23 protein-coding genes are annotated in these 26,647 nt (G+C 73.9%); 2 read left to right on the top strand and 21 right to left on the bottom strand.

What is annotated here, in order from left to right:
• Positions 1–48: 48 nt before the first annotated feature.
• The 11 genes from hypF to ACFWPT_RS09960 form a co-directional block, all read right to left on the bottom strand.
• The gene (gene hypF, locus ACFWPT_RS10010; RefSeq protein ID WP_380480857.1) at positions 49–2,382 is read right to left on the bottom strand and encodes a carbamoyltransferase HypF; all 2,334 of its coding nucleotides are present in this window, start codon (positions 2,380–2,382) and stop codon (positions 49–51) included.
• Positions 2,379–3,197, bottom strand: a complete 819-nt coding sequence (gene hypB, locus ACFWPT_RS10005; RefSeq protein WP_380480855.1) for a hydrogenase nickel incorporation protein HypB — start codon at positions 3,195–3,197, stop codon at positions 2,379–2,381. Before hypB ends, hypF begins: the two co-directional genes overlap by 4 nt.
• A gap of 5 nt (positions 3,198–3,202) precedes the next feature.
• On the bottom strand, positions 3,203–3,583 hold the full coding sequence (gene hypA / locus ACFWPT_RS10000; protein WP_063350769.1) for a hydrogenase maturation nickel metallochaperone HypA: 381 nt from the start codon (positions 3,581–3,583) through the stop codon (positions 3,203–3,205).
• 217 nt (positions 3,584–3,800) lie between these two features.
• A complete protein-coding gene (locus tag ACFWPT_RS09995; protein ID WP_380377863.1) occupies positions 3,801–3,914 on the bottom strand; it encodes a DUF6893 family small protein in 114 nt (37 codons plus the stop codon).
• Complete coding sequence (locus ACFWPT_RS09990; RefSeq protein WP_380480853.1) at positions 3,908–4,423, bottom strand: hydrogenase maturation protease; 516 nt, start codon at positions 4,421–4,423, stop codon at positions 3,908–3,910. Before ACFWPT_RS09990 ends, ACFWPT_RS09995 begins: the two co-directional genes overlap by 7 nt.
• Entirely contained in the window at positions 4,420–5,790 is a 1,371-nt protein-coding gene (locus tag ACFWPT_RS09985; RefSeq protein ID WP_380480851.1) for a hypothetical protein, read from the bottom strand. Before ACFWPT_RS09985 ends, ACFWPT_RS09990 begins: the two co-directional genes overlap by 4 nt.
• Positions 5,787–6,485 carry a DUF6084 family protein gene (locus tag ACFWPT_RS09980; protein ID WP_380480849.1) on the bottom strand — a complete coding sequence of 233 codons (699 nt, stop codon included), beginning with the start codon at positions 6,483–6,485 and terminating at the stop codon, positions 5,787–5,789. Before ACFWPT_RS09980 ends, ACFWPT_RS09985 begins: the two co-directional genes overlap by 4 nt.
• Entirely contained in the window at positions 6,482–7,129 is a 648-nt protein-coding gene (locus tag ACFWPT_RS09975) for a DUF5947 family protein (protein WP_380480847.1), read from the bottom strand. Before ACFWPT_RS09975 ends, ACFWPT_RS09980 begins: the two co-directional genes overlap by 4 nt.
• Complete coding sequence (locus ACFWPT_RS09970; protein ID WP_380480845.1) at positions 7,126–7,587, bottom strand: thioredoxin; 462 nt, start codon at positions 7,585–7,587, stop codon at positions 7,126–7,128. The genes ACFWPT_RS09975 and ACFWPT_RS09970 overlap by 4 nt, the downstream gene beginning before the upstream one ends.
• Positions 7,584–9,368 carry a nickel-dependent hydrogenase large subunit gene (locus ACFWPT_RS09965; RefSeq protein WP_063350764.1) on the bottom strand — a complete coding sequence of 595 codons (1,785 nt, stop codon included), beginning with the start codon at positions 9,366–9,368 and terminating at the stop codon, positions 7,584–7,586. Before ACFWPT_RS09965 ends, ACFWPT_RS09970 begins: the two co-directional genes overlap by 4 nt.
• 89 nt (positions 9,369–9,457) lie before the next feature.
• Positions 9,458–10,513, bottom strand: a complete 1,056-nt coding sequence (locus ACFWPT_RS09960; RefSeq protein ID WP_363378097.1) for a hydrogenase expression protein HypE — start codon at positions 10,511–10,513, stop codon at positions 9,458–9,460.
• Between the two features lie 176 nt (positions 10,514–10,689).
• Between ACFWPT_RS09960 and ACFWPT_RS09955 the strand changes: the two genes are divergently transcribed.
• Positions 10,690–11,943 (top strand): SLC13 family permease, encoded by a 1,254-nt coding sequence (locus tag ACFWPT_RS09955; protein ID WP_380480966.1) that lies wholly within the window; start codon positions 10,690–10,692, stop codon positions 11,941–11,943.
• A gap of 42 nt (positions 11,944–11,985) precedes the next feature.
• On the opposite strand, the gene ACFWPT_RS09950 is transcribed toward ACFWPT_RS09955, so the two are convergent.
• The 4 genes from ACFWPT_RS09950 to ACFWPT_RS09935 all read right to left on the bottom strand — a co-directional run bounded on the left by ACFWPT_RS09950 (position 11,986) and on the right by ACFWPT_RS09935 (position 17,177).
• Entirely contained in the window at positions 11,986–13,968 is a 1,983-nt protein-coding gene (locus tag ACFWPT_RS09950; RefSeq protein ID WP_380377875.1) for a LamG-like jellyroll fold domain-containing protein, read from the bottom strand.
• Positions 13,969–14,140: 172 nt separating this feature from the next.
• Positions 14,141–14,773 (bottom strand): hypothetical protein, encoded by a 633-nt coding sequence (locus tag ACFWPT_RS09945; protein WP_380480843.1) that lies wholly within the window; start codon positions 14,771–14,773, stop codon positions 14,141–14,143.
• A gap of 70 nt (positions 14,774–14,843) precedes the next feature.
• A complete protein-coding gene (locus ACFWPT_RS09940; protein ID WP_380480841.1) occupies positions 14,844–16,004 on the bottom strand; it encodes an SGNH/GDSL hydrolase family protein in 1,161 nt (386 codons plus the stop codon).
• A 165-nt stretch (positions 16,005–16,169) separates the two neighbouring features.
• Positions 16,170–17,177: an AraC family transcriptional regulator gene (locus tag ACFWPT_RS09935; RefSeq protein WP_380377881.1), complete on the bottom strand. Its 1,008-nt coding sequence runs from the start codon at positions 17,175–17,177 to the stop codon at positions 16,170–16,172.
• 164 nt (positions 17,178–17,341) lie between these two features.
• Between ACFWPT_RS09935 and ACFWPT_RS09930 the strand changes: the two genes are divergently transcribed.
• The gene (locus ACFWPT_RS09930) at positions 17,342–17,836 is read left to right on the top strand and encodes a DUF1772 domain-containing protein (RefSeq protein WP_063350758.1); all 495 of its coding nucleotides are present in this window, start codon (positions 17,342–17,344) and stop codon (positions 17,834–17,836) included.
• 104 nt (positions 17,837–17,940) lie between these two features.
• Here the strand turns inward: ACFWPT_RS09930 and ACFWPT_RS09925 are convergent, their stop codons facing one another.
• The 6 genes from ACFWPT_RS09925 to ACFWPT_RS09900 all read right to left on the bottom strand — a co-directional run bounded on the left by ACFWPT_RS09925 (position 17,941) and on the right by ACFWPT_RS09900 (position 26,631).
• Positions 17,941–18,645, bottom strand: a complete 705-nt coding sequence (locus ACFWPT_RS09925; RefSeq protein ID WP_380480839.1) for a polysaccharide deacetylase family protein — start codon at positions 18,643–18,645, stop codon at positions 17,941–17,943.
• Positions 18,646–18,868: 223 nt separating this feature from the next.
• On the bottom strand, positions 18,869–19,462 hold the full coding sequence (locus tag ACFWPT_RS09920) for a DUF1772 domain-containing protein (protein WP_380480837.1): 594 nt from the start codon (positions 19,460–19,462) through the stop codon (positions 18,869–18,871).
• A gap of 181 nt (positions 19,463–19,643) precedes the next feature.
• Positions 19,644–20,567 (bottom strand): NmrA family transcriptional regulator, encoded by a 924-nt coding sequence (locus ACFWPT_RS09915; protein ID WP_380480835.1) that lies wholly within the window; start codon positions 20,565–20,567, stop codon positions 19,644–19,646.
• Between the two features lie 355 nt (positions 20,568–20,922).
• Positions 20,923–21,810 (bottom strand): hypothetical protein, encoded by an 888-nt coding sequence (locus ACFWPT_RS09910; RefSeq protein WP_380480833.1) that lies wholly within the window; start codon positions 21,808–21,810, stop codon positions 20,923–20,925.
• 121 nt (positions 21,811–21,931) lie between these two features.
• Positions 21,932–24,817, bottom strand: a complete 2,886-nt coding sequence (locus ACFWPT_RS09905; protein ID WP_380480831.1) for a condensation domain-containing protein — start codon at positions 24,815–24,817, stop codon at positions 21,932–21,934.
• Positions 24,814–26,631 carry an amino acid adenylation domain-containing protein gene (locus ACFWPT_RS09900; protein WP_380480829.1) on the bottom strand — a complete coding sequence of 606 codons (1,818 nt, stop codon included), beginning with the start codon at positions 26,629–26,631 and terminating at the stop codon, positions 24,814–24,816. The genes ACFWPT_RS09905 and ACFWPT_RS09900 overlap by 4 nt, the downstream gene beginning before the upstream one ends.
• Positions 26,632–26,647: the final 16 nt, after the last annotated feature.

Genomic DNA, 26,647 nt, shown 5'->3' with positions numbered 1-26,647 from the left:
CTCTCTCCGGTTCCTCCGAACCTGCCGAACTCCGTACGCGCGGGGCGCTCAGTCGTCGGCCCGCGCCGCCACCATCAACTGGCCGAGCGCGAGCCCCGCGTCGTTGGGCGGCACCCGGCGGTGCCGCAGCACGGTGAACCCGTCCTCCGCCAGACCCCGCGCGCATGCCGAGGACAGCAGCGCGTTGGCGAAGACGCCGCCGCTCAGCGCGACCGTCCCGGTGCCGTGCCGCCGCCTGATATCGGCGCAGACCGCCCGCACCAGCGCGGCCACCGCCGCATGGAACCGGGCGGCGATCAGCCCGGGCGGCGCCCCTGCTGCCAGGTCCGCCACCACCGCAGCCAGCACCGGCCCGGGTCGGGCGGTCATCATCCCGCCCTCGTCGACGAGTTGGAATGCGTAGCCCTCCCCCGGGCCGGCCACCGGCCCGTGCGCGAGGGCGGCCGCCTCCAGCTCGATCGCCGCCTGCGCCTCGTACCCGGCTTTCTGGCAGACCCCGGCCAGCGAGGACACGGCATCGAACAGCCGGCCCATGCTGGAGGTCGGCACGCAGTTCACCGATCGATCCAACTGCTGTGACAGCAGTCGGAGTTCGTCTTCAGGGCAGGAGCGCACCGGCGGCAGGCCGGCCGCCCACGGGAGCCCTGCCGCCCGCAGATGGGCCAGCGCCATCCGGTACGGACGCACCACGGCCGCATCGCCCCCCGGCAGCGGAACGTAGTCGAGCCGGGCGAGACGCCGAAAGCCCCGGTAGTCGGCCAGCAGCGCCTCTCCACCCCACACCGCGCCGTCCACTCCGTAACCGGTGCCGTCGAAGGCGATCCCGATCACGGGCCGGCTGCCGTCGAGACCGTGCTCGGCCATCACCGAGGCGATGTGCGCGTGATGGTGCTGGACGTCCCGCACCTCACGGCCCCGGGCCGACCTGCGCACGTGCCGGGCGGAGCGGTAGCCGGGGTGGCGGTCGACGACGAGCACCTCGGGCTGCACGCCGGTGACGGCCCCGAGGTGGTCCACCGCGCGGTCGAACGCCCGCAGGGTGGCGAGGTCGTCCATGTCGCCGAGGTGGCCGGACAGCCAGGCGTAGCCGTCCCGGGCCAGCGCGAACGTGTTCTTGAGGTCGCCGCCCGCGGCCAGCGCGGGCCGCACCGGCACCGGCAGGGGCACCGGGAGCGGCACGTAGCCGCGCGAGCGCCGTACCGGCAGCAGGTGCCCGTCCACCACCCGCACCACGGAGTCCTCGCAGGGCACGTGGATGGGGCGGTCGTGGGTGAGCCAGCCGTCGACCAGCGGGGCGAGGCGGGCGAGGGCCTCCCGGTCGTCCGTCACGATGGGCTCGCCGGAGAGGTTCGCGCTGGTCATGACCAGCAGTCCGGGGCCGGGAGGGGCGAGCAGGAGGTGGTGCAGCGGGGTGTACGGCAGCAGCACGCCGAGGTCGGGGCTGCGCGGAGCGGCGGCTTCCAGCTCGGCGATCCGGTGTGCCCCCCGGCGCAGCAGCACGATCGGCCGCACCGGGCCGGTGAGCAGTTCCTCCTCGACGGGCCCCAGCTCCACCGCCCCGGATGCCGCCAGTGCCCTGAGCTGTTCGAGGTCGCGGGCCATCAGGGCGAAGGGCTTGTCACCGCGCCGCTTGCGCCGGCGCAGCAGGGCGACAGTGTCCGCGTCGGTGGCGTCGCAGGCCAGGTGGTAGCCGCCGATGCCCTTGACGGCCAGGACCGCTCCGCAGGTGATCAGGCGCCGGGCCTCGGTGAGCGCCTGCTCGCCGTCGAGCACGGGGAGCCCGGGGACGGACAGGGTGAGGGTCGGGCCGCAGGTGTGGCAGGCGACGGGCTGGGCGTGGAAGCGCCGGTCGGCCGGGTCCGCGTACTCGCGGGCGCAGTCGGGGCACATCGCGAAGGCCGCCATCGTGGTGTTGGCCCGGTCGTACGGCAGGGCGGTGACGATGGTGTGCCGGGGCCCGCAGTTGGTGCAGCTGATGAACGGGTGCCGGTAGCGGCGGCCGGCGGGGTCGGCCAGTTCGGCGAGGCAGTCGGCGCAGGTGGCGGTGTCCGGGGGGATCTGGGTGCGGTGCGGTCCGTCGGCGCGGGAGGGTGTGATGACGAAGCCCGGTGTGCCGGTGACGGCCAGCGGCTGGTGGTCCACCGAGGCGACATCGGCGAGCGGGGGCGCGTCGCTGGCGATGCGTCGGCAGAACGCGGTCACCGCCTCGCCGGTGCCCTCGATCTCGGCGAGTACGCCATCGCCGGTGTTGGTGACGCTGCCGGACAGGCCGAGTTCGGTGGCGAGGGTGAAGACGAACGGTCGGAATCCGACGCCTTGGACGAGTCCGCGCACGGCGACCCGGCGGCGCTGGAGCAGGGGCGGCTGCTGATCCGTGGTCACGACAGGTCCACGGCCGGGTGCGGGTGGTCGTGGGCCCCCGCGTGGGCGTGGTCGTTGCCGTGGCTGTGGTTGTGGTTGTTGCCGTGGTCGTGGCTGTGGTCGTTGCCGTGGGTGTGGTCGTGGTCGTGCGCGCCGGCCATCACCGGCCGGTGGACCTGCGCGCCGGCCAGCACCGCGAGCGCCCGGTCCAGCAGCGCCCCGGCGCCCTGCCCGGTGCGGGCCGAGGTGAAGACCACCTCCACCCCCGGGTTGACCCGCGCGACGCTCGCGAGGAAGGCGGCTTCGTCGAACTGTGCCGCGACGGCGAGGTCCGCCTTGGTGACCAGCACCAGGTTGGCCAGTCCGAAGGCGGTCGGGTACTTGAGCGGCTTGTCCTCTCCCTCGGTGACCGAGGCGAGGACGACCCGCAGCGACTCGCCGAGGTCGTAGGAGGCGGGGCAGACCAGGTTGCCGACGTTCTCGACGAACAGCAGCCGGGTGTCCGGCGGCAACCAGCCGGCCAGGTGCCCGCGCAGCATCGCCGTCTCCAGGTGGCACAGCCCGTCGGTGAGGACCTGCTTCACCGGCGCGCCCGAACGGGCCAGCCGGCGCGCGTCGTTCTCGGTGGCGAGGTCGGCGGTGAGGGCCGCGACGGGCACCTCGCGCTCCCGGGCCAGGCCGAGTTCGGCCTCCAGGAGCGCCGTCTTGCCGCTGCCCGGGCTGGACAGCAGGTTCACCACGACGGTGCCCCGGGCGGCCAGTTCCGCCCGCAGCCGCCGGGCGTCGTCGTCGTTGCGGGCGAGAACCGCCTGCCGGAGATCGACGGTGCGACACATCGGTTTCAGCCTCCTTGATCGGTCCGGGCGCCCGCCGGGGGCTCGGACCACTCGACGCCGAGGATCTGCAGCTCACGCCCGGCCAGCAGTTCGACCCTGGCACCGGCGCAGCGCGGGCAGCCCAGGTCGGGCGGCATGCCGACGCTCCACTCGACCCCGCAGGGCGTGCACTTCGCCCGTGCGGCGACGGCCTCGGTCTCCAGCACCGCACCTTCCAACAGCGTTCCGGCACAGGCCAGTTCGAAGCAGAAGTCGAGTGCCGACGGGACGACTCCGGCCAGTTCGCCGATCTGCAGCCGGACTCTGGCCACGGCGCTCTCCCCGTGTGCGCGGGCAGCCCGGTCCACCTGGTCGACGACGGCCGTCGCGATCGACATCTCGTGCATCTGTCTCGTTTCCCGCCGTTGGAGGCGCCCGGCTCCTTGGGGGCGCGGGCCCGGTGTCCGGGCCCCGTGAGCAACAGGCCCCGTGAGCAACAGGCCCCATTACAGGGTGCGGCGGCGGGAACGGCTCGAAGCCGCGCCGCCGCCGCACCCGTGACTACCTGTTCGCAGCACGCCGGTGGTGGCCCCCGCGCGTACTGCTCCGCTACCGCGTCCGCTCCTACATCCGCCGGATCCGCAGGTAGCGCCTCAGGTCGGGAAGGCTCTGCCAGATCAGCGCCGCGACTGCGGCCAGGACGGCCGCGGCGGCCGCGACGGCGAGGTTCTTCAGCATGGTGCCGCCTCTCTGTGGGTGGGTGCGTCCGTGGTGAGGACGCGCAGGATCACGGCGACCGCCTCGTCGACGGCGGCGGCCACCGGGGTGCTCAGTCCGATTCCCTCCTCCAGTGAGGCGGGTTCGCAGCCGACCACCAGGACCCGCTCGGGCGCGGTGCCGCCCGTTCCGGCGGCCAGGGTGGCGAGCAGGGCGAGCACGGCGTCCGGGCCCATCCGGTGGCCGTCCAGGACCATCGACTCCACCGGTCCGGCGTCCGCTTCGATCAGGTACACCGTCCCCGGCTCGCCGCCGCGCGCGGTGGCGTCGACGAGCACCAGCGTCCGGTAGCCGTCGAGGAGTTGGTAGGCCAGGTGGACGCCGCGCACGCCGACGTCGAGGAGCTCGACGCCGGTGGGAAGGTCCCGGGCGGCGAGGCGCCGGACGGTCTCGACCCCGAAGCCGTCGTCGCCGAGGAAGATGTTGCCGACCCCGGCGACCAGGACCCGCCCGGTCCGGTCGGCGCTCACCGCTCTTCCACCAACGCGACCTCGTCCGGCTGGAAGTACCGGAAGCGGCCCTGCGCCCGCCACAGGTCGGCGCCCGGGTCGTCGTCCACGGTGACGGCCAGGTGCACCGAACCGTCGACGTCGTGCAGCACCGCCTCCACCAGCGCGGTGCGCCCGTGCAGGAACAGGTCCTGGGCGTCGGTGCGGCGACGACCGGGCCGGAGCCGCACCCGGCTGCCGGCGGCGACCGGGCGGCCGTCGATCATCACCTGGTCCCGTCCGGGGTCGGCCTGCGGGTCGTTGCCCGGATCCCACCAGGGCCGGTCCGCCCCGGCTTCGGGGTGGGTGAGTTCGCGCAGCCCCCGGACGGCGCCGTGCAGCCGTTCCAGGATCTCGGGGGGCATCGAGTCGGCGAGGTCGATCACCGCGCCGGCCCGGTCGTCGGTGCCCCGGGCCTCGCGCTTCTCCCGCTCGGTCAGGGCCGCGGTGCGCAGCGCGAGGATCTCGTCGATCTCGGTGGCGTCGTAGAGCGCGCCGGGACTCTCGGGGGCGATGTGCGGGTGGTCCTCCAGGATGATCGGCGAGGAGAGCAGCACCTTGCCGCTGCCTGGCGGGCCTGCCAGTACGGGCCAGGTGTGCTCGTTGCGGCAGGCGCGCACCGCCTCGCCCGCCCACTCGGGCGGGTCGGTCGCCGAGAGGAAGGAGCCGCGGTCGAGGCCGAGCAGCAGGTGGGCCGAGACGAGGGCGTGTGCCAGTGCGGTCTCGCGTCGGGCGCCGGGAGTCGGATCCCAGTCGGAGGTGTTCTCCACCACGACGGTCAGCCGCTGCGCCCGGTAGGGGCCGGGTACGTCCTGGGCGGCGATCCGCAGGCGGCCCTGGACCCGTTCCCGGCGGCGCAGGAGCCGCCCGGCCAACGTGCCGTCCTCGACGAGCCGTTCCTCGCCCTCGGACGCGTCGAGTTCGAAGCTGCGGACGGCTTCACCGGCCGCCAATTCCTCAACTGGGATGAGGAGTTCGATCCGTTCCTCGACCCCTTCGTCCCAGGGGACGAGCACCCGGTCGGCGAGCTCCAGCTCCTCGACGGTCCGGAATCCGCCCTGTCTGCCTGCTTCTTGGACCGTCCGCCGTTGGAGGCGCAGGAAGCGCAGTTCGACGGCCAGCTGGTCGCCCTGGCGCGCTTCCATCACGCATTCGGTGCGCTGGTGGGAGTGCTCACCGCTGTCGGCGCCGTAGCGCGGCGGGGTCAGGACGCCGAACTGCCAGCGCAGCCGGTTCTTGGCCGCTGACGCCCGGTAGGGGTAGAGCACGTAGCCCTCGAACAGGACTGCGTCGGCGATCTGCCGGGCGTGGGCGAACCTGTTCTCGCTCTCGTGGGCGGGCGCGGTCACCGCTCCCCCTTCGCGGTCTGGGCCGCCTTGACGGCCTGGGGTGGCTTCGCGGCCTGGGACGGCTTCGTGGTCCGGGCCGTGCCGAGCAGTTCGCGCACGGTGGCCTCCCAGGACGGCAGGGCGCGCCGGGAGCGGTAGGCGAGCAGTTCGGCCATCAGGTCGGCGGGCAGCCGGAGCCAGCCGCAGCCCGGGAAGTGCGCGTCGATCGCCTCCCGCCAGACCTTGACCGGCATCCGCACGGCGGCTTCCTGGTCCCAGGCCACCGGGGTGACCTGGAAGCCGCCGGGGCCGGCGAAGGCGGTGCCCGAGAAGAGCAGCAGCAGCGGCACGTCCCCGTCGTCCAGTGCGGCGAGGTAGCGGGCGGCGGAGACGTCCATGTCGTAGGTGCAGGGCACCACCAGGTCGGTCTCGGTCTCGCCGGTGAACGCGCCGACCAGCAGCGGGACCTGGGCGAACTGGACCGGGTGGAGGGTTCCGGCCCAGCGTGAGCGCTCGCCGAACAGGTCGGTCAGCCGCCCGCCCTCGGCGTCGCCGTAGCGGCGCCGGGCCGGTTCGATCCGCAGCTGGCAGCGCAGCGCCAGCGCGTGCACCCGCACCTCGGCGGGGGCGGTGATGCGCAGCCGGAAGACCAGGGCGGGCCCGGCGGCGTAGGGATCGGCCCGCACTCCGGTGCAGGCGAAGGAGATCGAGGTCACCGGGCGCCGCCTTCGGGGAGGACGCGGGACCGGGCGGCCAGGCGGTCGAAGAAGGCGGTCTGTTCGGCGCGTGCCTCGGCCCCGCCGTCGAAGCCCTTCCAGCAGCGCCGCAGTCGGCCGACGAGTTCGTAGCAGACGTCGACCGGCACCAGGTAGCACTGGATGCCGTCGGTGTCGCGCCGCAGCAGCAGCGCCTCCACGTCCGGCCGCAGTGCGGCGTACAGGCGGCTGCCGCCGAGCGCGGCCTGCCAGACGGCCTCGTCGGGTTCGGCCTCGGTCGCGCCGCCCGGTCCTGGGTAGAGCAGGACGGACCGCTGCAGTCGTGTGGTGCGCAGCAGGAACGCGGTGGCGACGGGGATGCCGAGGGCGGCCCAGGCGTCCTCGCCGAGGGGGTGGGCCGGGTCGGTCAGGTAGCGGTCGGGGACGGCGTGGTAGCGGCCGTCGGCCGCGCCGGGCTGCTGGAACAGCAGGGCGCAGGCGGTGCAGGCGCAGGTGAGCGCCTGCTGGTCGGTGTCCGCCAGGTGGCGGTGCTCGGCGGGCAGGTGCCGGCCGCAGAACTCGCAGCGTTGCGGCTGCGGGGGTGCGGGCTCCCGCAGCCGGCGCAGCAGCGCGGTGCCGGGCCGGTCGAGCTGGCGGAAGGTCATCGCGGGTCCGCCGGGGGCCGAGCGCCGATCTGCAGCAGTTCTGCGGGGCGTTCGAGCTCGACCGCGGTGACCTCGGGGGCGTGGCAGGCCAGGGCGTTCTCGATGTCCTGTTCGCCGCACCCGCAGCCGCTGCGGGTGCGGCGCAGCCGGGCGGTGCCGGTGGCGGGGTCGAAGGCGGCCAGGTCGACCGGTTCGGGCAGGGTGGCGAGTGCGCGGGTGATGCGGGCGGTGACGTCCTCGGGGTGCAGGTCGTGCAGGACGAGCAGGCCGGCCAGCGACGGTTCGTCCAGCAGCCGGGCCAGCACGGCGGGCGGCAGGGCCTGGACGAGGCGGGCCAGGGCGTCGCCGTAGAGGGCCATCAGTTCGCGGACGAGGTGCTCGCCGGCCTCCTGGGCGTCGGCGCCGGCCAGTTGGTCCAGGGCCTCCTGGATGCGGGCCCCCGCCTGTTCCGGGGTCATGCGGTGAGTCCGCTCAGCCCGGTGGGCACGTGCATGGTCTGCACCGTCCTGCCGTCGCCCAGGTACATGTGGACGCCGCAGGGCAGGCAGGGGTCGAAGCTGCGCACGGCGCGCATGATGTCGATGCCCTTGAAGGTCTCCGGGGGGTTCTCCTCGAAGATCGGGGTGTTCTGGACGGCGTCCTCGTAGGGGCCGGGGGTGCCGAAGCTGTCGCGGACGCTGGCGTTCCACGGGGTCGGCGGGTAGGGGTGGTAGTTGGCGATCTTGCCGTCCCGGATCACCATGTGGTGGGACAGCACGCCGCGTACGGCCTCGGTGAAGCCGCAGCCGATCGACTCGTCCGGCACCTCGAAGCGCTCCCAGGTCTGGCTGCGCCCGGCGCGGACCTCGTCGAGCGCCTTCTCGGCGAAGTGCAGGGCCGCGGCGGCCGCGTAGGCCTGGAAGTAGGTGCGGGCGCGGTTGCGTTCGATGGCGTTGCTCCACTGCGGGATCTTCCACTCGAAGGTGGTCTCCGGCTTGGTCATGGAGCGCGGCAGGTTGATCTGCACGCTGTGTCCGGTGGCCTTGATGTAGCCGATGTCGACCAGTCCGGACAGCGCGGTGGACCACAGGCGGGCGATCGGACCGCCGCCGGTGTCGAGGGCGAGGTAGTCCTTGCCGTCGAACCAGCGGGGGGACATCACCCAGCTGTACTTGTCGTCGAAGTCGCGTTTCTGCGGGGCGGGGATGGTGTGCTGGTTCCAGGGGTGGCGGGGGTCGACGGGGTTGCCCAGCGGGTCGTGGGTGACGAAGAGCTCCTTGCCCTGCCAGTCCTCGTAGTAGGAGCTGCCGAGCAGGATGCGGATGCCGAGGTTGATCTCGGTGAGGTCGTTGGTGACGAGCTTGCCGTCCACCACGATGCCCGGGGTGACGAACATCCGCCGGCCCCAGTCCGTCATGTTGCGGTAGGTGAAGTCGCAGTGGTCCGGGTCGTTGAGGCTGCCCCAGCAGCCGAGCATGACGCGGCGCCGGCCGACCTCCTCGTAGCCGGGCAGGGCCTCGTAGAAGAAGTCGAAGAGGTCGTCGTGCAGCGGCACGACCTTCTTCATGAACTCCACGTAGCGCATCAGCCGGGTCAGGTAGTCGGTGAACAGCTGGACGGTGGCCACCGTGCCGACGCCGCCGGGGTAGAGGGTGGAGGGGTGCACGTGGCGGCCCTCCATCAGGCAGAACATCTCCCGGGTGTAGCGGCTGACCTGGAGCGCCTCGCGGTAGAACTCGCCCTCGATGGGGTTCAGCGAGCGCATGATGTCAGCGATGGTGCGGTACCCGTGGTCGCCGGCGTGGGGTGCCTCGGTGCGTTCGGCCAGTTCCAGGACGCCGGGGTTGGTCTCGCGGACCATCTTCTCGCAGTAGTCGACCCCGACCAGGTTCTCCTGGAAGATGTTGTGGTCGAACATGTACTCGGCGGCCTCGCCGAGGTTGATGATCCACTCGCCGAGGTGCGGGGGCTTGACCCCGTAGGCCATGTTCTGCGCGTAGACCGAACAGGTGGCGTGGTTGTCGCCGCAGATGCCGCAGATCCGGCTGGTGATGAAGTGCGCGTCGCGCGGGTCCTTGCCGCGCATGAAGACGCTGTAGCCGCGGAAGACCGAGGAGGTGCTGTAGCACTCCGCGACCTTCTTCTGCTTGAAGTCGATCTTCGTGTGGATGCCCAGGCTGCCCACGATCCGGGTGATCGGGTCCCAGGACATCTCCACCAGACCGTTGCCGTCGCCGGCCGTCCTGGTCGTCGGTGCCATCGTCTGTCATGCCCTTCTGTCAGCGGGAGGAGGCTCTGCAACGGCCCGCCCGCCCCGGGCGGGGCGGGCGGGCCGAAGGGGGAAAGGGGTCACCACGGCGGGCGGTAACCGGTGGTCAGACGGCGCCCGGTGTGCCGCCACTTGGGCTCCTGGTCGACCGTCCGGCCCGTGATCGTGCGCAGGCGGCGGATCACCGCCCCGTACGCCGAGCTGGCGCCCGTGGAGACCCGGGAGCCGGGCGGCGGGTCCATGAACGGCATGAACTTGTCGGGGAAGCCCGGCATGGTGCAGGCGATGCAGATGCCGCCGACGTTGGGGCAGCCGCCGATGCCGTTGATCCAGCCGCGTTTGGCGACGTTGCACTTGACGACCGGGCCCCAGCAGCCGAGGCGCACCAGGCACTCGGGCGTGCCGTAGTCGGTGGCGAACTGGCCCTGTTCGTAGTACCCGCCGCGGTCGCAGCCCTCGTGCACGGTCGCGCCGAACAGCCAGGCCGGACGCAGCTTGTCGTCCAACGGGATCATCGGCGCGGAACCGGCCAGCTGGTACAGCAGGTAGGTCAGCGTCTCGGCGAAGTTGTCGGGCTGGATCGGGCAGCCCGGCACGCAGACGATCGGCAGGCCCGCCTTGGACTTCCAGTCCCAGCCCAGGTAGTCGGGCACGCCCATGGCACCGGTCGGGTTGCCGGCCATCGCGTGGATGCCGCCGTAGGTGGCACAGGTGCCGATGGCGACCACCGCGGTGGCCTTGGGGGTGAGGCGGTCCAGCCACTCACTGGTGGTGATCGGCTGGCCGGTGTCCGGGTCGTCGCCGAAGCCGCACCAGTAGCCCTCCTCCTTGATCGTCTCGTTCGGGATGGAACCCTCGACGACCAGGACGAAGGGGTCGAGCTCGCCGCGGTCCGCCTTGAAGAACCACTCCACGAAGTTGTCCGCGCCCTGGACCGGACCGCACTCGAAGTCGATCAGCGGCCAGTGGACGGCGACCTTCGGCAGGCCGGGGAGTGCGCCGGTGACGATCTCCTCGATGCTGGGCTGCATCGCCGCGGTCAGGGAGACCGAGTCCCCGTCGCAGCTCAGACCCGCATTGATCCAGAGAATGTGCACCACGGCGGCGTCGGCTGAAGTTGTTGCAACCGCACCCATGAGGATGCCTCCTCAAAAAAACGGGAGCCGGACAGATAGGCTCAAAAAATTCATAGCAGCAGTTCAGTCCGGCCGCCGGTCCAGAGAGCCGGGCGGGTCGCTCGAAGGGACGCAAGCCGGCGCACCCGTCCGGGTGGCCGTCAGCCGGACTCGGCTGGTCTCGAAGGGAGCCCGCACTGAACACCCCGCTCGCGGAGGGCCTGGCACTGGTACTGCTGCTGGCCGTACTGGCCTGCGCCGTCGTCCGGCCGTGGGGCTGGCCCGAGGCCGCCGTCGCGGTGCCCGCCGCCGCCCTGCTGGTCGCCACCGGCGCCATATCGCCCGCGCACGCGCTGGAGGAGGCCGAACGGCTGGGGCCGGTGGTCGGGTTCCTGGCCGCAGTGCTGGTGCTGGCGCAGCTGTGCGACGAGGAGGGACTGTTCCACGCCTGCGGGGCGTGGATGGCCCGGACCGCCGCGCGGCCCGGACGGCTGCTGGTGCAGGTGTTCGCCCTGTCCTCGGTGATCACCGCGGTGCTGAGCCTGGACGCGACGGTGGTGCTGCTGACCCCGGTGGTGTTCGCGACCGCCACCCGGCTCGGCGCCCGGCCGAAGCCGCACGTCTACGCCTGCGCGCACCTGTCGAACACCGCGTCGCTGCTGCTTCCGGTGTCCAACCTGACCAACCTGCTGGCGTTCGCGGCCAGCGGCCTGAGCTTCACCCGGTTCGCCGCGCTGATGGCCCTGCCGTGGCTGGTGGCGATCGGCGCCGAGTACGTGGTCTTCCGCCGGTTCTTCGCCGCCGACCTGGACAGCGCGGCCCCGCCGCCACCGGACGAGGTGGCCCCCGAGCTGCCGCTGTTCGCGCTTGTCGTCGTGGCCTGCACGCTCGGCGGGTTCGTCCTCACCTCCGCGCTGGGCGTCAATCCGGCGTGGGCGGCCGCGGCGGGAGCCCTCGTGCTGGCCGGCCGGGCGCTCGCCCGGCGCCGCATCACGCCGACGGCGGTCGTCCGGGCCGCGAACGTTCCGTTCCTCGCCTTCGTCGTCGCCCTCGCGATCGTCGTCCGCGCCGTCGTCGACAACGGCCTCGCCACCGCGCTCGGCCACGTGGTCCCCGCCGGCACCGGCCTGCCGTCCCTGCTCGCGGTCGCCGCGCTGGCCGCCGTCCTCGCGAACGTGATCAACAATCTGCCCGCCGTCCTGGTCCTGCTGCCGCTGACGGCGGCCTCCGGCCCGGGTGCGGTGCTGGCGATGCTGCTCGGCGTGAACATCGGCCCCAACCTCACCTACGCCGGCTCCCTGGCCACCCTGCTGTGGCGCAAGATCGTCCAGCAGCACGGCAGCACCGTCCGGCTGGGCGAGTTCACCCGCCTCGGCCTGCTCACCGTCCCGTCGGCGCTGGTGCTGTCCGTCCTGGCGTTGTGGGCCTCGCTGCTGGCCCTGGGAGGCTGACGGCGGGGCGCCCGTGGGGCGGGCGCCCCGGGGCGCGGGGTGTCAGGAGATCATGAAGTCCCGGACCGGCAGGGGGCGGTTGACCACCCGGACGTCGCCGATCCAGCCGTGGAACACCTGGTTGAGCGCGCCGCCGTACTCGTAGCCGCCGAGCAGCCAGGGGTGGCCGAGGGTGCTGAGGCCCTCGGACGGTGTCGAGGGGTTGCGGACGACCTCGCAGCCGTTCACGTACATCCGGGTGAGCCGCTTGTTGTTGACGACCGCGACGTGCCACCAGGCGCCGAGCGGGAGTTCGTGGCCCCAGTTGGTGACGGGGCCGCTCAGGTTGGTCGGGTAGACGCACCACTGCAGTTCCCGCCCGCCGGACAGGCTGAGCGTGGCGACCGGCTCCTGCGGGTCGGTGTCGGGGCCGCTCTTCCCCGCCTCCCCGCTGGTGCCCCAGCGGCTGAGCAGCGCCGTCCAGGCGTTGCGGCCGGCGTCCCAGTCGGCCGGCAGCTTGAAGAACGCCTCGAAGGTGTAGCCCTGCTGGAAGGTGTCGGCGTTCATCGGGGCCTTGGCGACGGTCTGCAGGTACGCGCCCTGGACCGGCTTGCCCCGGCCCGCGAAGTAGAGGCTGCCGCGGCCGGGCTGGTCGGGGTGGGACTCGGTGGACCAGGTGAGCGTCCCGGCCGGGCTGCCCGGGGCGGTCTGGCTCACGAGGTCGTTGCCGTGGCCGCTCAGGTCCTTGACGACCTGGGAGTCGGCGACGGCGCTGCCGTCCGGCCGTCCGCCGTCGAAGCGCCAGTAGGCGACCGTTCCCGGGATCGTCAGCTGACGTGCGGGGCGGGCCGGGCGGGCCGGGACCGGGGCGAAGCCGGCGAACCGCCGCGCGAAGTCCACCTGCACCGAGAAGCTGTCCACCGGGCCGGTCAGCTCGATCTCCTCGCTGGCGAGGCGGTTGACCTTCTCGGCCGCCAGCTGCTGGATCCAGGGCGAGTACGTCCGCACGTCGATGGTGTTGCGGTCCAGGTCGAAGCGGTAGGCGCGGATCATCGCCGCGCCGCCGTAGTACCGGTTCTGGTAGTTGGTGATGTGGACGTGGACGTCGTGGCCGGCCTTGTTGGTCAGCGTGGTGCTGCCGGGCGGCCAGTAGTGGCCGTTCAGGGTGAGGAAGATCTGGTCGTTGCCGCTGATCAGCCTGTCCCAGAGGGCGTGCCCGTGGTCGGACAGCTGGGCGGCGCCGCCGTCGTCGGCGTAGGCGAGGTCGTGGGTGGTGAGGATGACCGGCACGGTCGGGTGCTGGGCGATCACCGAGTTCGCCCAGGCGAAGCCGCGGTCGGACAGCCGCCAGTCCAGCGAGAGCACCATCCAGTCCCGGCCGGCTCCCCGGAACAGGTGGTAGGTGTTGTAGCCGTCCGGGCTCGCGCCCTTGAAGGTCGCAGAGCGGGCGAACCGGGCCGGGTTGAAGGTGTCCAGGTACGCCGTCCGGCCCCGCTGGTCGTCGCCGCCCGAGCCGACGTCGTGGTTGCCGGCCAGGACGCTGTAGGCCGCGCCGTGGCGGTCGAGGAGGGTGAAGGCCTTGCCCGCGGCGGCGAACTCCTCGGCCTTGCCGTTCTGGGTGACGTCGCCCAGGTGCGCGAGGAAGACGAAGTTCTCGTCGCTGCCGTCCAGCACGTGGCGCAGCGAGGCCTCCAGCGGGGCGGGGTGGATCCGGTCGTCGTCGAAGAGGTACTGGGTGTCGGGCATCACCGCCAGGGAGAAGCGGGGGCCGTCCGGGTCCGGATCCCAGGCGCCCCGGCCGTCGTCCGCGGCGGCGGGCGCGCCGAAGGCGTCGGCCGTCGCGTCGGTGGGCCCGTCCGCCGCTGCCGCCGTCGCCGTCGTTGTGGAGCCCGCCCCGAGGACCGCCAGCCCGGCGCCGACCAGCCCCGTCGCGCGCAGGAAGGCGCGGCGTCCGGCCGCCGCCGGCGCGTCGGAGTCGAACCCGACGGTCCGCGGGCAGCTCGACCCGTGGTCGTCGTGGGGAAGGTCGTTCTGATGGTGGTTCATCGGGGCAGCTCCTCGGGCCGTACACGGTGATCGCGACGCTAGGGGCACGACGCGGACCGCTGACCGGACGGCCGGCCTCCGCACGGTGAACGCCCGGGGAACGTCCCCCGCAGGCTGCTGCTCCCTGCCCGGCCTCCGCGGCCGGGTCAGCGGGCCTGGTCAGTGGGCCTGGTCAGTGGCCGCCCTTGGGCTCGGTGCAGCCGCCGTCCAGGTACATGCCGTGCGGGCGGATGTCGGGCCGGGCGGTCAGCAGGCCGCTGACGCAGAGAACGGCTTCGGGGATTTCGAGGTCGAAGCCGGGGGCGCCGGCGGAGGTGCGGACGTTGACCAGCTCGGCCGGGTAGCCGAGGCGTTGGAGGGCCGCGCGGAGGCCGGCTTCGTCGAGGACGGCCGGCGCGCCGGCGGGCCGCAGGGCGTCCGCGATCCGTGCCGCGTGGGCCGCGCCGCGGCATTGGGCGTCGGCGAGGAGCCTGACGGTCTGTTTGTAGGCGTGGTTCTCCGCGTACTTGTCGGCCCAGGTACCGCCGTCGCCCGTGGGGGCGGCGGCCGGGGCGGACGGCGGTGTGGCGGCGACGCCCGCGCATTTCGCCGCGACCTGGGGGAAGAGCCGGTCGTGGCGGGCCAGGGCCTCGGCCCCGGCCTGACCGGGTTCTCGGGCCGGGGTGGTCGCGGTGGCGGGGGCGCTGCCGACCGGCGTACCGCCGGTCGCACTGCCCGGTGCGCTCACCGATCCGCAACCGGCCAGTGCCACGGCTGCCCCGGCCGCGGCCAGGCTTGCGGCCATCACGGTCCTCGCGTGCTTCATCGACCTTCTCCCCCTTGGCCATTGACCCTTGATCGCATCATTGTCGCGCACGAGGGCGGCGGCGGGCGGGTCAGTCCGCGAACGGGCCGGTGTCTCCGAAGGCGAGGCGGGTGAAGTGCTCGGCGATGCGGTGGTGGCCGGACTGGTCCGGGTGCAGGTCGTCGGGGAGCGGGTGGTCGTCGTGGTCGGTCTGGCCGTAGAGCGAACGGCCGTCCAGGTAGTGCAGGTTGAGGTCGCCGTCGGCGACGCGGGCGGCGACGATGCGGGCGAGTTCGGTCCGGATGACGGTGAGGGTGAGGCGGCCCGCCGCGGTCTCGGCCGGGTCGCCGGTGGCCCGGAAGCGCAGTGCCCCGGTGCTGAAGTCGGCGGCGAGGGGCCCCGGGGTGTCCTCCTGGATCGGGCAGAGGATCGAGGAGACGACGAGCAGCGGCGTGGCCGGGTGTCCTTCGCGGACGGTGTCGAGGAAGCCGTGCACCGCCGGGACGAAGGCGCGCAGGCGCATCACGTCGGCGTTGACGAGGTTGATGCCGATCTTCAGGCTGATCAGGTCGGCGGGGGTGTCGCGGATGGCGCGGGCGGTGAACGGGTCGAGCAGGGCGCTGCCGCCGAAGCCCAGGTTGACCAGGTCGACGCCGGCCGCGGCCGCCGTCAGGGCGGGCCAGGTGCCGGTCGGGTGGGTGGCGTTGGAGCCGTGGCTGATCGAGCTGCCGTGGTGCAGCCAGCGCCGGCGGGTGCCGTCCGGGGCCGGGGTGACGGGGGCGTCGGTGTCGAGGGCGAGGAGTTCGGTGGTCTCGGTGTGCGGGAGCCAGATCTCGACGGTCTTGTCCCGTGCGGGCAGACCGGTGAACCGGGCGGTGCCGGGCGGGCCATGGGTCAGCTCGACGCGGCCGGTGGCCAGGTCGATGGTGCGCAGGTTGCCGCCGGACACCGTGGTCTGCGCCGTCAGCCGCCCGTCGACGAGGAGGTCGTACATCCCGTCGGGCGGGGTGGGCACGCCCACGTAGGCCCGCTTGGTCGGGACGGTGTGCAGGTCGATCGCGGTGGCGCGGGTGCGGAAGGCCAGCCGGACGCCGCTGGGCTGGGACTCGGCGATCGCGAGCTGTTCGTCGGGGATCTGCCGGCGTGCCCGGGCGGGCAGGCGGTGCGGCAGCAGGCCGCGCCCGGTGTGCTCGACGTCGAGGTGGCCGTGCAGCAGGGCCTCGGTGACGGGGGTGGTGAAAGAGGTGTTCATCGCTGTTCCATCGCGTTCTGTGCGGGTCCTGCCCGTGCCGTGCACCTTCTGCCATCCGGCTATAGCCAGTATGGGATTGCCTAATGGGTTTAGGCAAATGGGATTGCAGCCTTGGATTCCCGGTCTTGGATTCCCAGGCCTTGGCCGTCGGCGGCGGCCGCGGCGTCAGCCCGCCAGGATGACCGTCTCCGCCGGGCCGGAGAAGCCGGCCTGCTGGGCCGGGGTGCCGGTCGCGGCGAGGCGGCGGTGCTCCTGCGGACTGACACCGCGGACGCGCTTGAAGGCCGCAGAGAGGGCGAAGGCGTTGCTGTAGCCGACCTTGCGGGCCGCGAAGGCGACGGTGCACTCGGGTTCGCGCAGCAGGTCGGCGGCCACGGCCAGCCGCCAGCCCGCCAGGTAGGCCATCGGCGGTTCGCCGACCAGGCCGGTGAAGCGGCGGGCCAGGCCCGCCCGCGACACCCCGACCCGCTGGGCGAGGTCGGCGACCGTCCAGGCGGTGGCCGGGTCGTCGTGCATCAGCCGCAGCACCGGCCCGACGACGGCGTCGTGCTGGGCGCGGTACCAGGCCGGGGCGCCGGAGTCGGGGGCGGCGAGCCAGGAGCGCAGCACGGAGACGACCAGCAGGTCCAGGATGCGGTCCAGGACCAGCTCCTGACCGGGCTCGTTGCGCCCTATCTCGGCGGCCAGCAGGTGCACCAGGGTGTCGTCGGCGCCGGTGCCGGCCGGGCGGACCAGCAGGGCGGGCAGGCAGCCGAGCAGGCGCTGGCCGATCTCGTGCTCGGCCTGGTAGGTGCCGGACAGGACCACCGAGGACGCCTGGTCCCCCTCCCGGCCCTGCCCCCAGGTCCGGACGCCGAGCGACATCACCTCGGAGACGTCCACCCCGCCGCGCGTGCAGACCTGCCCGGGGCCGACGATCACGTCCACGGGGGTGTCGGGGTCGTCCGCCACCGTGTACGGCTCCGGGCCGCGGACGATCGCCACGTCGCCGGGGTGCAGCAGCAGCGGCGTACCGCGCTCGGGCAGGATCCAGGCCTCGCCGCGGACCATCGTCACCACCGACAGCGGGGCCCGGTCCTCGATCCGCAGCGACCACGGCGGGGTGAGGATCGAGCGCAGCAGGAACGCACCGCGGGCCTTGGGGCCGTCGAGGAGTCCCGTCAGAGTGTCCATGGCCCCAAGTGTAGACGGCAAGACATCATTTGACGGTTCGTCATTTGAGAGGGTCTTGAGTGATCGAGGTGGCCCGGGCGGCCCGGATGCCGGATGATCGGCGCACGGGGGCACGAACCGATACGCAGATAGCAGATACGCAGAGACAGTGAGGGGCTACGAAGATGGAACTGGCACGCACACTCGCACTGGTGGCGGCCACCGTCACCTGTGGACTGACCGCCGGGTTGTTCTACGCCTTCGCGTGCTCGGTCATGCCCGCGCTCGCGCGGGTCGAGGACCGCACCTTCATCGAGGTCATGCAGCGCATCAACGTGGCCATCCTGAACGGCTGGTTCGTCCTCGGCTTCGTCGGCGCGCTCCTCACCACCGGCGCCGCCGTCGCCCTCCACCTGCCCTCCGACGGCCACCACGCGCTACCCGCCACCGTGGCCGCCCTGGTGCTCTACATCGCCGCGATCGGCGTCACCCGCTCCGTCAACATCCCGCTCAACGACGAACTCGCCGCCGGCGGCGAGCCCCGGCGCATCACCGACCCGGCCGCCGTCCGGGGGCGCTTCGAAGCCCGCTGGGTCCGCTTCAACGTGCTGCGCGCCCTGCTCTGCACCGCCGCCGTCGCCTGCCTCGCCTGGGCGCTGATCCTGCACGGCCAGGCCTGACCCCGCGCCCGGTCGGACCCCCGGATACGCCTTCGAACTCCCGCTTGCTTCGTGGGAGTTCGAAGGCGTGTCCGGGGGCTACGGCCTGTCCGGCGGATCTTGCCCTAGCCGCAGAGGGTCCCGAAGGTGTACCCGCGCGACTTGAGGGTGGAGAGGATCGTCGGAAGTGCGGCGACCGTCTGGCTGCGGTCTCCGCCGCCGTCGTGCAGCAGGATCACCGAGCCCGGGCGGACGTTCTTCAGCACCCGGGACTGGATGGCCGCCGTTCCCGGCCGGGACCAGTCGGTCGGGTCCACCGACCACAGCACGACCTGCTTGCCGAGCGCCGCCGCGCGCGAGCGCACCGCGCCGTTGACCGCACCGTAGGGCGGGCGCAGGCAGCTCGGGGTGCGGCCGGTCTGGGCGCGGATCGCCTTGTCCGTGTTCGCCACCTGGGCGTTGACGGCGGAGGCCGAGAGCCGGCGCAGGTCCGGGTGCGACCAGGAGTGGTTCTGCACGCTGTGGCCCGCCCGGGCGACCTGCCCGGTGAGCGCCGGGTGGGCGGCGACGTTCTGCCCGATCTCGAAGAACGTCGCGCGCACACCGTAGCGGGCGAGGATCCCGAGGATCCTCGGCGTGTAGGTGGGGCTGGGGCCGTCGTCGAAGGTGAGGTAGACGACCTTCCCGCCCTGGTAGGCCTTGGCGCCCGCCGCCTCGGCCGGTGCGGCCGGCACCGCGACCGCCGCTCCCGCCACCAGGGCGACGGCGAGTGCGCCGATCGCGGTCCGAATCCGCCCAACCGCCCTGCGCCTGCCGGAATGTACGGCCATGCCTGCCCCCTGCCCCTGGTGCCGGAACCGCCCTGTACCGACCAGTCTGCGCCGAAGGGCGCCGCCGCCGCGACCGGCCGGGGGTGAATTCGGCCAGCCGCCCGGCGGGTTGACCAGCCGCGGAGACAAGGCCGGGAGCAGGTCCGAGCACAGGTCCGGGCACGGCGACCGCCCCCGGTGGGGATCCACCAGGGGCGGCAACCCCGTTGCGGGGCCGGGCCGTTCAGCGCGAGGCGCGGCCGTGCAGGACCAGCGCCCGGGTCAGGGCCGCCAGGCCCCCCGTGCAGAGCAGCGTGCGGAGCATGTTGGTGGCCACCCAGGTGCCCTCGAACTTGGCGCGCACGCCCGCGAAGTCGGTGATCTGGGACGGGTCGCCGGCCTGCGCCAGCTGGTTGTTGAGCGGGATGTTGACGCCCATGGTGACCATCACGGCCACCACGTAGAGCACCGTCGCCCCGGCGGCCCACAGTGCCGCCTGCCGTCGCCCGGCCTTGTGCTGGAGCCAGGCCGCCACGCCCGTCGCCACGAAGGCGCCGACGAAGACCAGGCCGAACATGCCGTTCTCGATCGACTTGTTGATGTGCTGCATCGCCGTCACGTACGTCCGGTCGTCGCCCGCCGCGAGGCCCGGCATCACGGACACGTCGAAGGCGAAGAACAGGCCCGCCATCAGGCCCATCGCGATGGTGGCGCCCGCCAGGACGGGCCCGGCGGCCTTGCTCCGTGCGGCGGGGGCCGCCGAGGCGCCCGGCGCGAGGCCGCCGAAGGAGGATGGAGCGGAGTAGGAAGCTGGAGTCGCGGTCTGGTTCGAGCGCATCGGTAATCCTTCGATTTCTCCCCGGCCCCCGCCCAGCGCGGGGGCCACCACGGTGCCCGGGCACCGGCTTCCGTACCGCTCCCGGGTTCGACCCGGATGGACGGTCAGGAGGCCGGCGAGGCCCGGCACCGAAGATCAACGAAACTGACTGGCATGCGAGTTGTGCGGAGCGGCGGGCGGCTCACACGTCCCAGACCCCGGACGCGGCGGCCTCGCGGGCGAAGTCGGCGAAGTCGCGCGGCTCACGCCCCAGCGCCCGCCGCACCCCGTCCCCCAACGAGGCGTTACGACCGTCCAGGATCACCGAGAACAGCTCCGCGAAGTCCCCCGGCAGACCCGCCTCCTCCAACACCCCCCGGTACGCCGCCTCCGACACCGCCTCGAACCGCACCTCACGACCCGTCGCCCGCGACAACTCCACCGCCACCTCCGCGAACGACAGCAACCGCGGCCCCGTCAACTCGTACACCTCCCCCGCATGCCCCGCCCGCGTCAACGCCGCCACCGCCACCTCCGCGATGTCCTCCGCATCCACGAACGGCTCCACCGCGCCCCCCACCGGCAACGCCAACTCCCCCGCCAGCACCGGATCCAGGAAGAAACTCTCACTGAAGTTCTGGTTGAACCACGCGCACCGCACCACCGTCCACGCGGTCCCCGACTCCATCACCGCCTTCTCCCCCGCCTCCGCCGCCTCCTCACCACGCCCCGACAGCAGCACCAGCCGCCCCACACCACGCCGCGCCGCCAACCGGGCGAACGCCCCCACCGCCTCCACCGCCCCCGGAAACGCCAGATCCGGGTAGTACGTCAGATACGCCGCACTCACCCCCTCCAGCGCCGCCTCCCACGTCCCCTCGTCGTGCCAGTCGAACGCCACCGCCCCCGACCGCGACCCCACCCGCACCCCGTACCCCAACCCCGACAACCGCTCCGCCACCCGCCGACCGGTCTTCCCCGTCCCACCCACCACCAGCACCACACCAGCACCGACCGGAAGATCCACAACACCCTTGGCAACCACAGCAGCCACCCCATTCGGAGAAGAAGTCGACGAAACCAGCGGACCCGGCCGGTTCTGCGAACCCTGCGCGTCCGTCCTCATGTCCACCAGTCAAATCCACTCCGGGCCGGCGAACCATAGCCTCCACACTCACATCCATGCGCGAGCGTCTACCGTCCCCCGGCGTGCCCCGAACCGGGTCCTGTCCGGCCGGACAGGACCTGGGGCGGGTCTGCTTCGCCATCCACCAGAACACACCCAACCCGCCACGAACCACCCGCCTTGAGGCGGCCTCCAGTGGATCTCCAGCGCCCGCACAGCGCCCCCACACCCCCGCCCGGGCCGCCGCAAACGGAAGGGCGCGCGTCGGGTGGGGCGGGAGACGGACCCGGAGTACAGGCCGGACGCGCCACCCGGGTGGGCGGGGGTGGTCGGCACCGGGTGGGCCGTCGGCGGCTCAGGGCAGCAGCAGGCCCGGGACGAGGACCAGGCCGACCAGGCCCGCGACCAGGGTCGGCAGGCCGGTGACGCCCATCCACACCAGGTGGCCGGCGAGCCTGCCCGGGGTGTCCGCCGACAGGCGGCCGGGCACCACCAGGACCGTGCGGGGCCGCGCCACGTCCTGCACGTCGGCGGCGCTGCACTCGTGCCGCTGCGCCGTGCCGAGCTGGTCGGTCACCCGGTAGGTGTACCGGAGCGTGCGCCGGGTGCTGCGGGAGTGGCCGCGGACGTCGTGCACCCGGTACTCCCCGAGGTAGGAGCCGGTGAACTCCGCCGGGCGGAGCTCGCCCAGTGCCTGCTGCTGGCGCCAGTAGCGGAGCTGCCAGGGCAGGTTCGCCGCCCAGGCGGCGCTCACCCACCAGGCGGTGAAGCCGGCCCAGACGAACCCGGCCCGCACGGGGTGGCCGAGCAGGGCCAGGGCGACGGACTCGGTGAGGCAGCCGGCGAACAGGGCGAGGAGGGCGAGCTGCCAGCCGGCGGGCCGCAGCGGCCGGGGCCGCCGGAACGCTTCGACACGGATCCGCGTCGGGTCGGCCAGGGCCTCGGCGAGTCGTTTCAGCCGTTGCGCGTTGATGGCGTCGGCGAACGCCTGGGCCTTGGCGTCGGTCGTGCCCAGGCGGAACTCGGAGCGCTCGCCGCGCCCCGGCGGGTCGACCTCGACGCACAGGTCCCAGAGCACGCCCCGGCCGGGGACGGCGTGCACCCGGTGGATCCGGCCGTAGGGGATGTGGAAGGCCTCCGGTTCCTCCTGCCACACCAGCGCGGATCCGGTCATCCGCACCGAGCGCCGGCCGAACCAGGTGCGGAGCTCCCTCGGCGGTGCGAGTACTGCCTGCCCGGCCATCGCTGTTCTCGTGCTCCCCCGTGACGTGATCTCGGCCGCGTGATCATATAGCCGCGGCGGCCCCCCGAACGGCCGCGGCGGCCGGCCTCGGGCCGGCCGCCGCGACGCGGAGCGGTGCAGGTCAGCCGACCATCGCCGCCAGGACGGTGCGCCAGTCCTCGCCCGGCTCGGGGCTCAGCGGGGCGGCGAGGGTCTCCGCGCGGTAGTGCCAGGGGCGGCGGAGTTCGGGATCGGCGTCGGGGCGCAGGTCCAGCGGGCTGCCGGAGTCGAGCAGGCGCACGAGCTCGCCGGTGAAGTCCGCCCAGGAGACGTGCCCGTTGACGGCGTTGACGATCCGGCCGGCCGCCGGGTTGCCGTCGGCGACGCAGGCGGCGAGCGCGCGGGCCAGGGCGGCGGAGTGCACCCAGGCGGCGCCGTACCAGGTGGGGCGGTCGCCGGGGGCGGGGGCGGGCAGGGCGATCGGGCGGCCGGCCAGGGCGGCCTGGTAGAGGTCGCCGGTGGAGCCCCAGCGGAGCTGGTCGCGCAGGCGCTGGTGCGGGCCCCAGACGATCGGGGCGCGGACCACGGTGGCCGGGCCCCGGCCGGTGGCGGCCGCCTCGAACAGGATGCGCTCGCAGTCCAGCTTGGCCTGCCCGTAGGGGCTGACCGGTTCGCCGGTCGGGCCGCCTTCGGGGACGTCGGTGCCGGACGGGCGGCCGTAGGCGTCGATGCTGCTGACGAAGACGAACGGGCCGCCGCGCCAGCCCTCGACCAGGGCGCGCATCGCGGCGAGGTCGACGGCGTGCTCGGTGAAGGTGCAGGCGGCGTGGATGACGGCGTCGACGCCCTCGACCGCGCGGCGCAGGCTGTCGAGGTCGGCGAGGTCGCCCTCGGCCAGTTCGGCGCCGTGCAGGGCGGGCAGGTGGGCGGACTCGGGCCGGACCAGGGCCCGGACCGGGCGGCCCTGGGCCATCAGTTCCTGGAGGACGGCCGCGCCGACTCCGCCGGTGGCTCCGGTGAGCAGCACGGTGCCCGCGCGGGTGCGGGTGCCCGGGCGGGAGCCGGTGCGGGCGGGGGCGGCGCGGCGCTCGTCCTCGCGGGTGGCGAGCAGGGCGGCAAGGGCGCGCGGGGTGCGCTGTTCCAGCACGTCCAGGCCGGTGAGCGGCAGACCGGTGCGGGTGCGCAGGCGTTCGGCGAGCTGGACGGCGACCAGGGAGTGGCCGCCGAGGGCGAAGAAGTCGCCGTCGGCGGGCGGGGTGGTGCCGAGCAGTTCGCCGAAGGCCGTCCGGACGGTGTCGAGCGGGCCGGACCGCTCGGGGGCGGTCGGGGCCGCGCCGGGCAGCCGGCCGCGGTCCGGGGTCCCGTCGGCGTGCCGGGGCAACCGGTCCAGCAGGGTGACGGCGGCCGGCAGGTGGGCGGGGTCGACGTGGCGGCGCAGGGCGGCACGCAGTTCGACGCCGGTCGGGGCGACCGGGCCGCGCACCACGGCGTAGGCGAGCGGCGGGCCGTCGGCGGTCTCGACGACGGCCGCCTCGACCACCCGGGGGTCGGCCGACAGCGCGGCGAGGGCCGGGTGCCGGGCGGTGGCCAGGCGGGTGCCGGGGAGTGCGGAGAGGGGCTGGTCGGGGTCGGCGGCGACGGCGGCGAGCAGGTCCGCGAAGGCGCTGAGCAGGTGCTCGGCGGTGGTCTCGTCGAGGGCGTCCCGGTCGTGCTGGACCAGGCAGCGCGGCTGCGGGCCGTCCTCGACCAGCAGGGCGAGGCCGAACTTGGCCAGGCCCAGGTCGAGTTCGACGTCCTCGGCGGTGAGGCCGGGCAGCGTGAGCGGCTCGGCAGGGCGGACGAGGTCGCAGCTGACGGACAGCAGCGGGGTGCCGTCGGCGCCGCGGGCCGCCGCGCCGAGCCGCTCGACGATCAGGTCGAACGGGATCTCGTGGTGCTGCTGCGCGTCGAGCAGCGCGGTCCGGGCCCGGCCGAGCACCTCGGTGAAGGTGGGATCGCCGGCCAGGTCGGCGCGCACCGCGAGGGTGTTGACGCCGAGGCCGACGGTGCGGCGCAGTTCGGGCCGCAGGCGCTGGCCGCTGGCGCAGCCGAGGGTGAGGTCGGCCTGGTCGGCGGCGGTGCGCAGGGTGGCGAAGGCGGCGGCCAGGACGACGGCGAACAGGGTGGCGCCGTGCCGGGCGCCGAGCCGGCGCAGGCCCTCGACGGTGGCGGGGGCGAGCGGGGCGGTGTGCAGGGTGGCCCGGCGCTCGCGCGCCCCGGGCGGGGTGGGCCGCAGCAGTGGCAGCGGGCGGGCGCCGGCCAGGTGCCGGGCGCGGGCGTCGGCGGCGCTGGTGAGTTCGGCGTCGCGGGTGCGCTCCTCACGGGCGTACTCGGCGTACGACGGTCCGGGCGGCGGGAGTTGGGGCGCCACGCCGTCGCGGGCGGCGGCGTAGAGGGCGGCCAGGTCGGCGGCGAGGACGGGCAGCGAGCCGCCGTCGACGGCGATGTGGTGGATGTTCAGGAGCAGGGTGTGGTCCTGCGGGTCGTGTCGCAGCAGCAGGGCGCGCAGGACCGGGCCGGTGGCGAGGTCGAAGGGGCGGGCGGCCTCGGCGGCGAGCAGGGCGGGGGCGTTGTTCCCTGCGCCGTTCTCCCAGGTGGCGTCCACCGTGCGCAGCGGCACCGGGGTGACCGGGTCGGTCTGCTGGTGCGGCTGGTCGCCCTGGCGGCCGTAGCGGGTGCGCAGGACGGCGTGGCGCTCGGTGAGGCCGGTGAGGGCGGTGGCGAGGGCGGCGGGGTCGAGCGGTCCGCGCAGGCGGGTGGCGAGCGGGACGTTGTAGAGGGCGCCGCCCTGGCCGAGGTGGTCCATCAGCCACATTCGCTGCTGGGCGTGCGAGAGCGGGGCGGGGCCGGCCGGGCCGTCGCCCTGGCCGGCCGGCGCGCTCTGCGGGGCCGCCGGGCGCCCGCCCGCGGCGGGGCGGTTGCGGCGGGCGCGGCGCAGCAGGTCGGCCTGGTCGGCGGTCTGGTCGACGGCCGGGTGCTCGGCGGTCATCGGGTGGCTCCTTGCGGGGTGTCGTCGTGCGCGGCGCGCAGGGCTCGTTCGAGCAGGTCGGCCTGGCCGGCGACGGTGGGGTGGCCGAGGAAGTCGGCGAGCGAGAGTTCGACGCCGAGGTCCTCGCGGAGGTCGTCGACGACCCACATGGCGAGCAGCGAGTGGCCGCCCTCGGCGAGGAAGTCGGCGGCCGGGTCGGTGATCGGGCGTTCCAGGGCGCGGGTCCAGGCGGTGGCGACGGCCTGCTGGATCGGGGTGAGGGCGGCGGCGGTGCCGGGTCCGTCGGGGGACGTCTCGTCGGTGGCGGCGAGGGCGCGGCGGTCGATCTTGCCGGTGCCGGTCAGCGGCAGGGCGGCGAGTACGGTCCAGGCGGTGGGCACCAGGTGGGCGGGCAGCCGGTCGGCGAGCCGGGTGCGGAGGGTTTCGACGGCCGGTCGGCTGCCGTCGGCGAGGACCAGGCAGGCGGTGAGCGCGGCGTCGGTGTGGCCGGGCCGGCGGACCACCACGGCCGCCTCGGCGACCTCGGGGAACTGCAGCAGCGCGTGCTCGACCTCGCCGGGTTCGATCCGGAAGCCGCGGACCTTCACCTGGTCGTCGGTGCGGCCGTGGAACTCCAGTGCGCCGTCGGGGCGTTGGCGGACGAGGTCGCCGCTGCGGTAGGCGCGGCCGGTGCCGGGCAGGTCGCGGAAGCGCTCGGCGGTCAGCTCCGGCCGGTCCAGGTAGCCCTGGGCGAGCCGGCCGCCGGCGATCCACAGTTCGCCGACGGTGCCGGGCGGCACCGGGGCGAGCTCCTGGTCGAGGACGAGGGCGCGGGCGCCGCCGAAGGGCCGGCCGATCGGGACCGGGCCGGTGGTGCAGTCGGCCGGGGTGATCCGGTGCAGGGTGGTGAAGGTGGTGGCCTCGGTCGGCCCGTAGACGTTGAAGAGTTCGAGCCAGGGGAAGGCGCGCAGCACCGCCCCGGCGTACTCGGGCGACAGGGCCTCCCCGCCGACGGCCAGGGTGCGCAGCACGCCGAAGATCCGGGACTGCCGGGCCGCCAGGTGGTGGAACAGGGCGGTGGTGATGAACACGGTGGTGACGCCGAACCGCTCGATGTCGCGGACGAGTTCCTCGGCGGTGGGCCGGTCGGACGGCGAGACGGCGACGGCGGCGCCGCGCGCCAGCGGGGCCCACAGTTCGAAGGTGGAGGCGTCGAAGCTGATCGTGGAGTGGAACAGGACCCGGTCGCGGGGGCCGAGCGTGAACGCGTCCTGGGCGGTGACCAGGTCGGCGACGGCGCTGTGCGGGACGATGACGCCCTTGGGCCGGCCGGTGGAGCCCGAGGTGTAGAAGAGCAGGGCGGGCGCGGCCGGCTCGGCGGCGTCGGGGGCGGCCGCACCGGCGGCGTCGGGGCCGTGCCCGGCCGGGGCGGCGGGCTCGGCCAGGACGAGGGTCGAGGTCAGCGCGAGGGTCTGCTCCTCGGCGAGTCCGGCCTCGGCGAGCAGCGTCTTGTCGCCGAGGACGAGCCGGACTCCGGCGTCCCCGGTCATCTCGGCGATGCGCTGGCGCGGGTAGGCCGGGTCGAGCGGGACGACGTGGGCGCCGGTCCGCCAGATCGCGAGCTGGGCGACGACCAGGCGGGTGGAACGGGCGCAGAGCAGGCCGACGGCGCTGCCGGGGCCGATCCCCCGGGCGGCCAGGGTCGCGGCCAGCCGGGCGGAGGAGTCGAGGAGTTGACGGTACGTCAGAACGGTGGAGCCGTCGGTCACGGCGAGGGCGTCGGGGCACTCCTGGGCGTGCCGGGCGATCAGGTCCGGGAGGGTCGCGGTGGGCATGATGGTTCCCTTCCGG

Origin of the sequence: Kitasatospora sp. NPDC058478 (assembly GCF_042720345.1) — a bacterium.
In the GTDB taxonomy this organism is placed as follows: domain Bacteria; phylum Actinomycetota; class Actinomycetes; order Streptomycetales; family Streptomycetaceae; genus Kitasatospora.
This window is presented reverse-complemented; position numbering and strand designations above follow the sequence as displayed.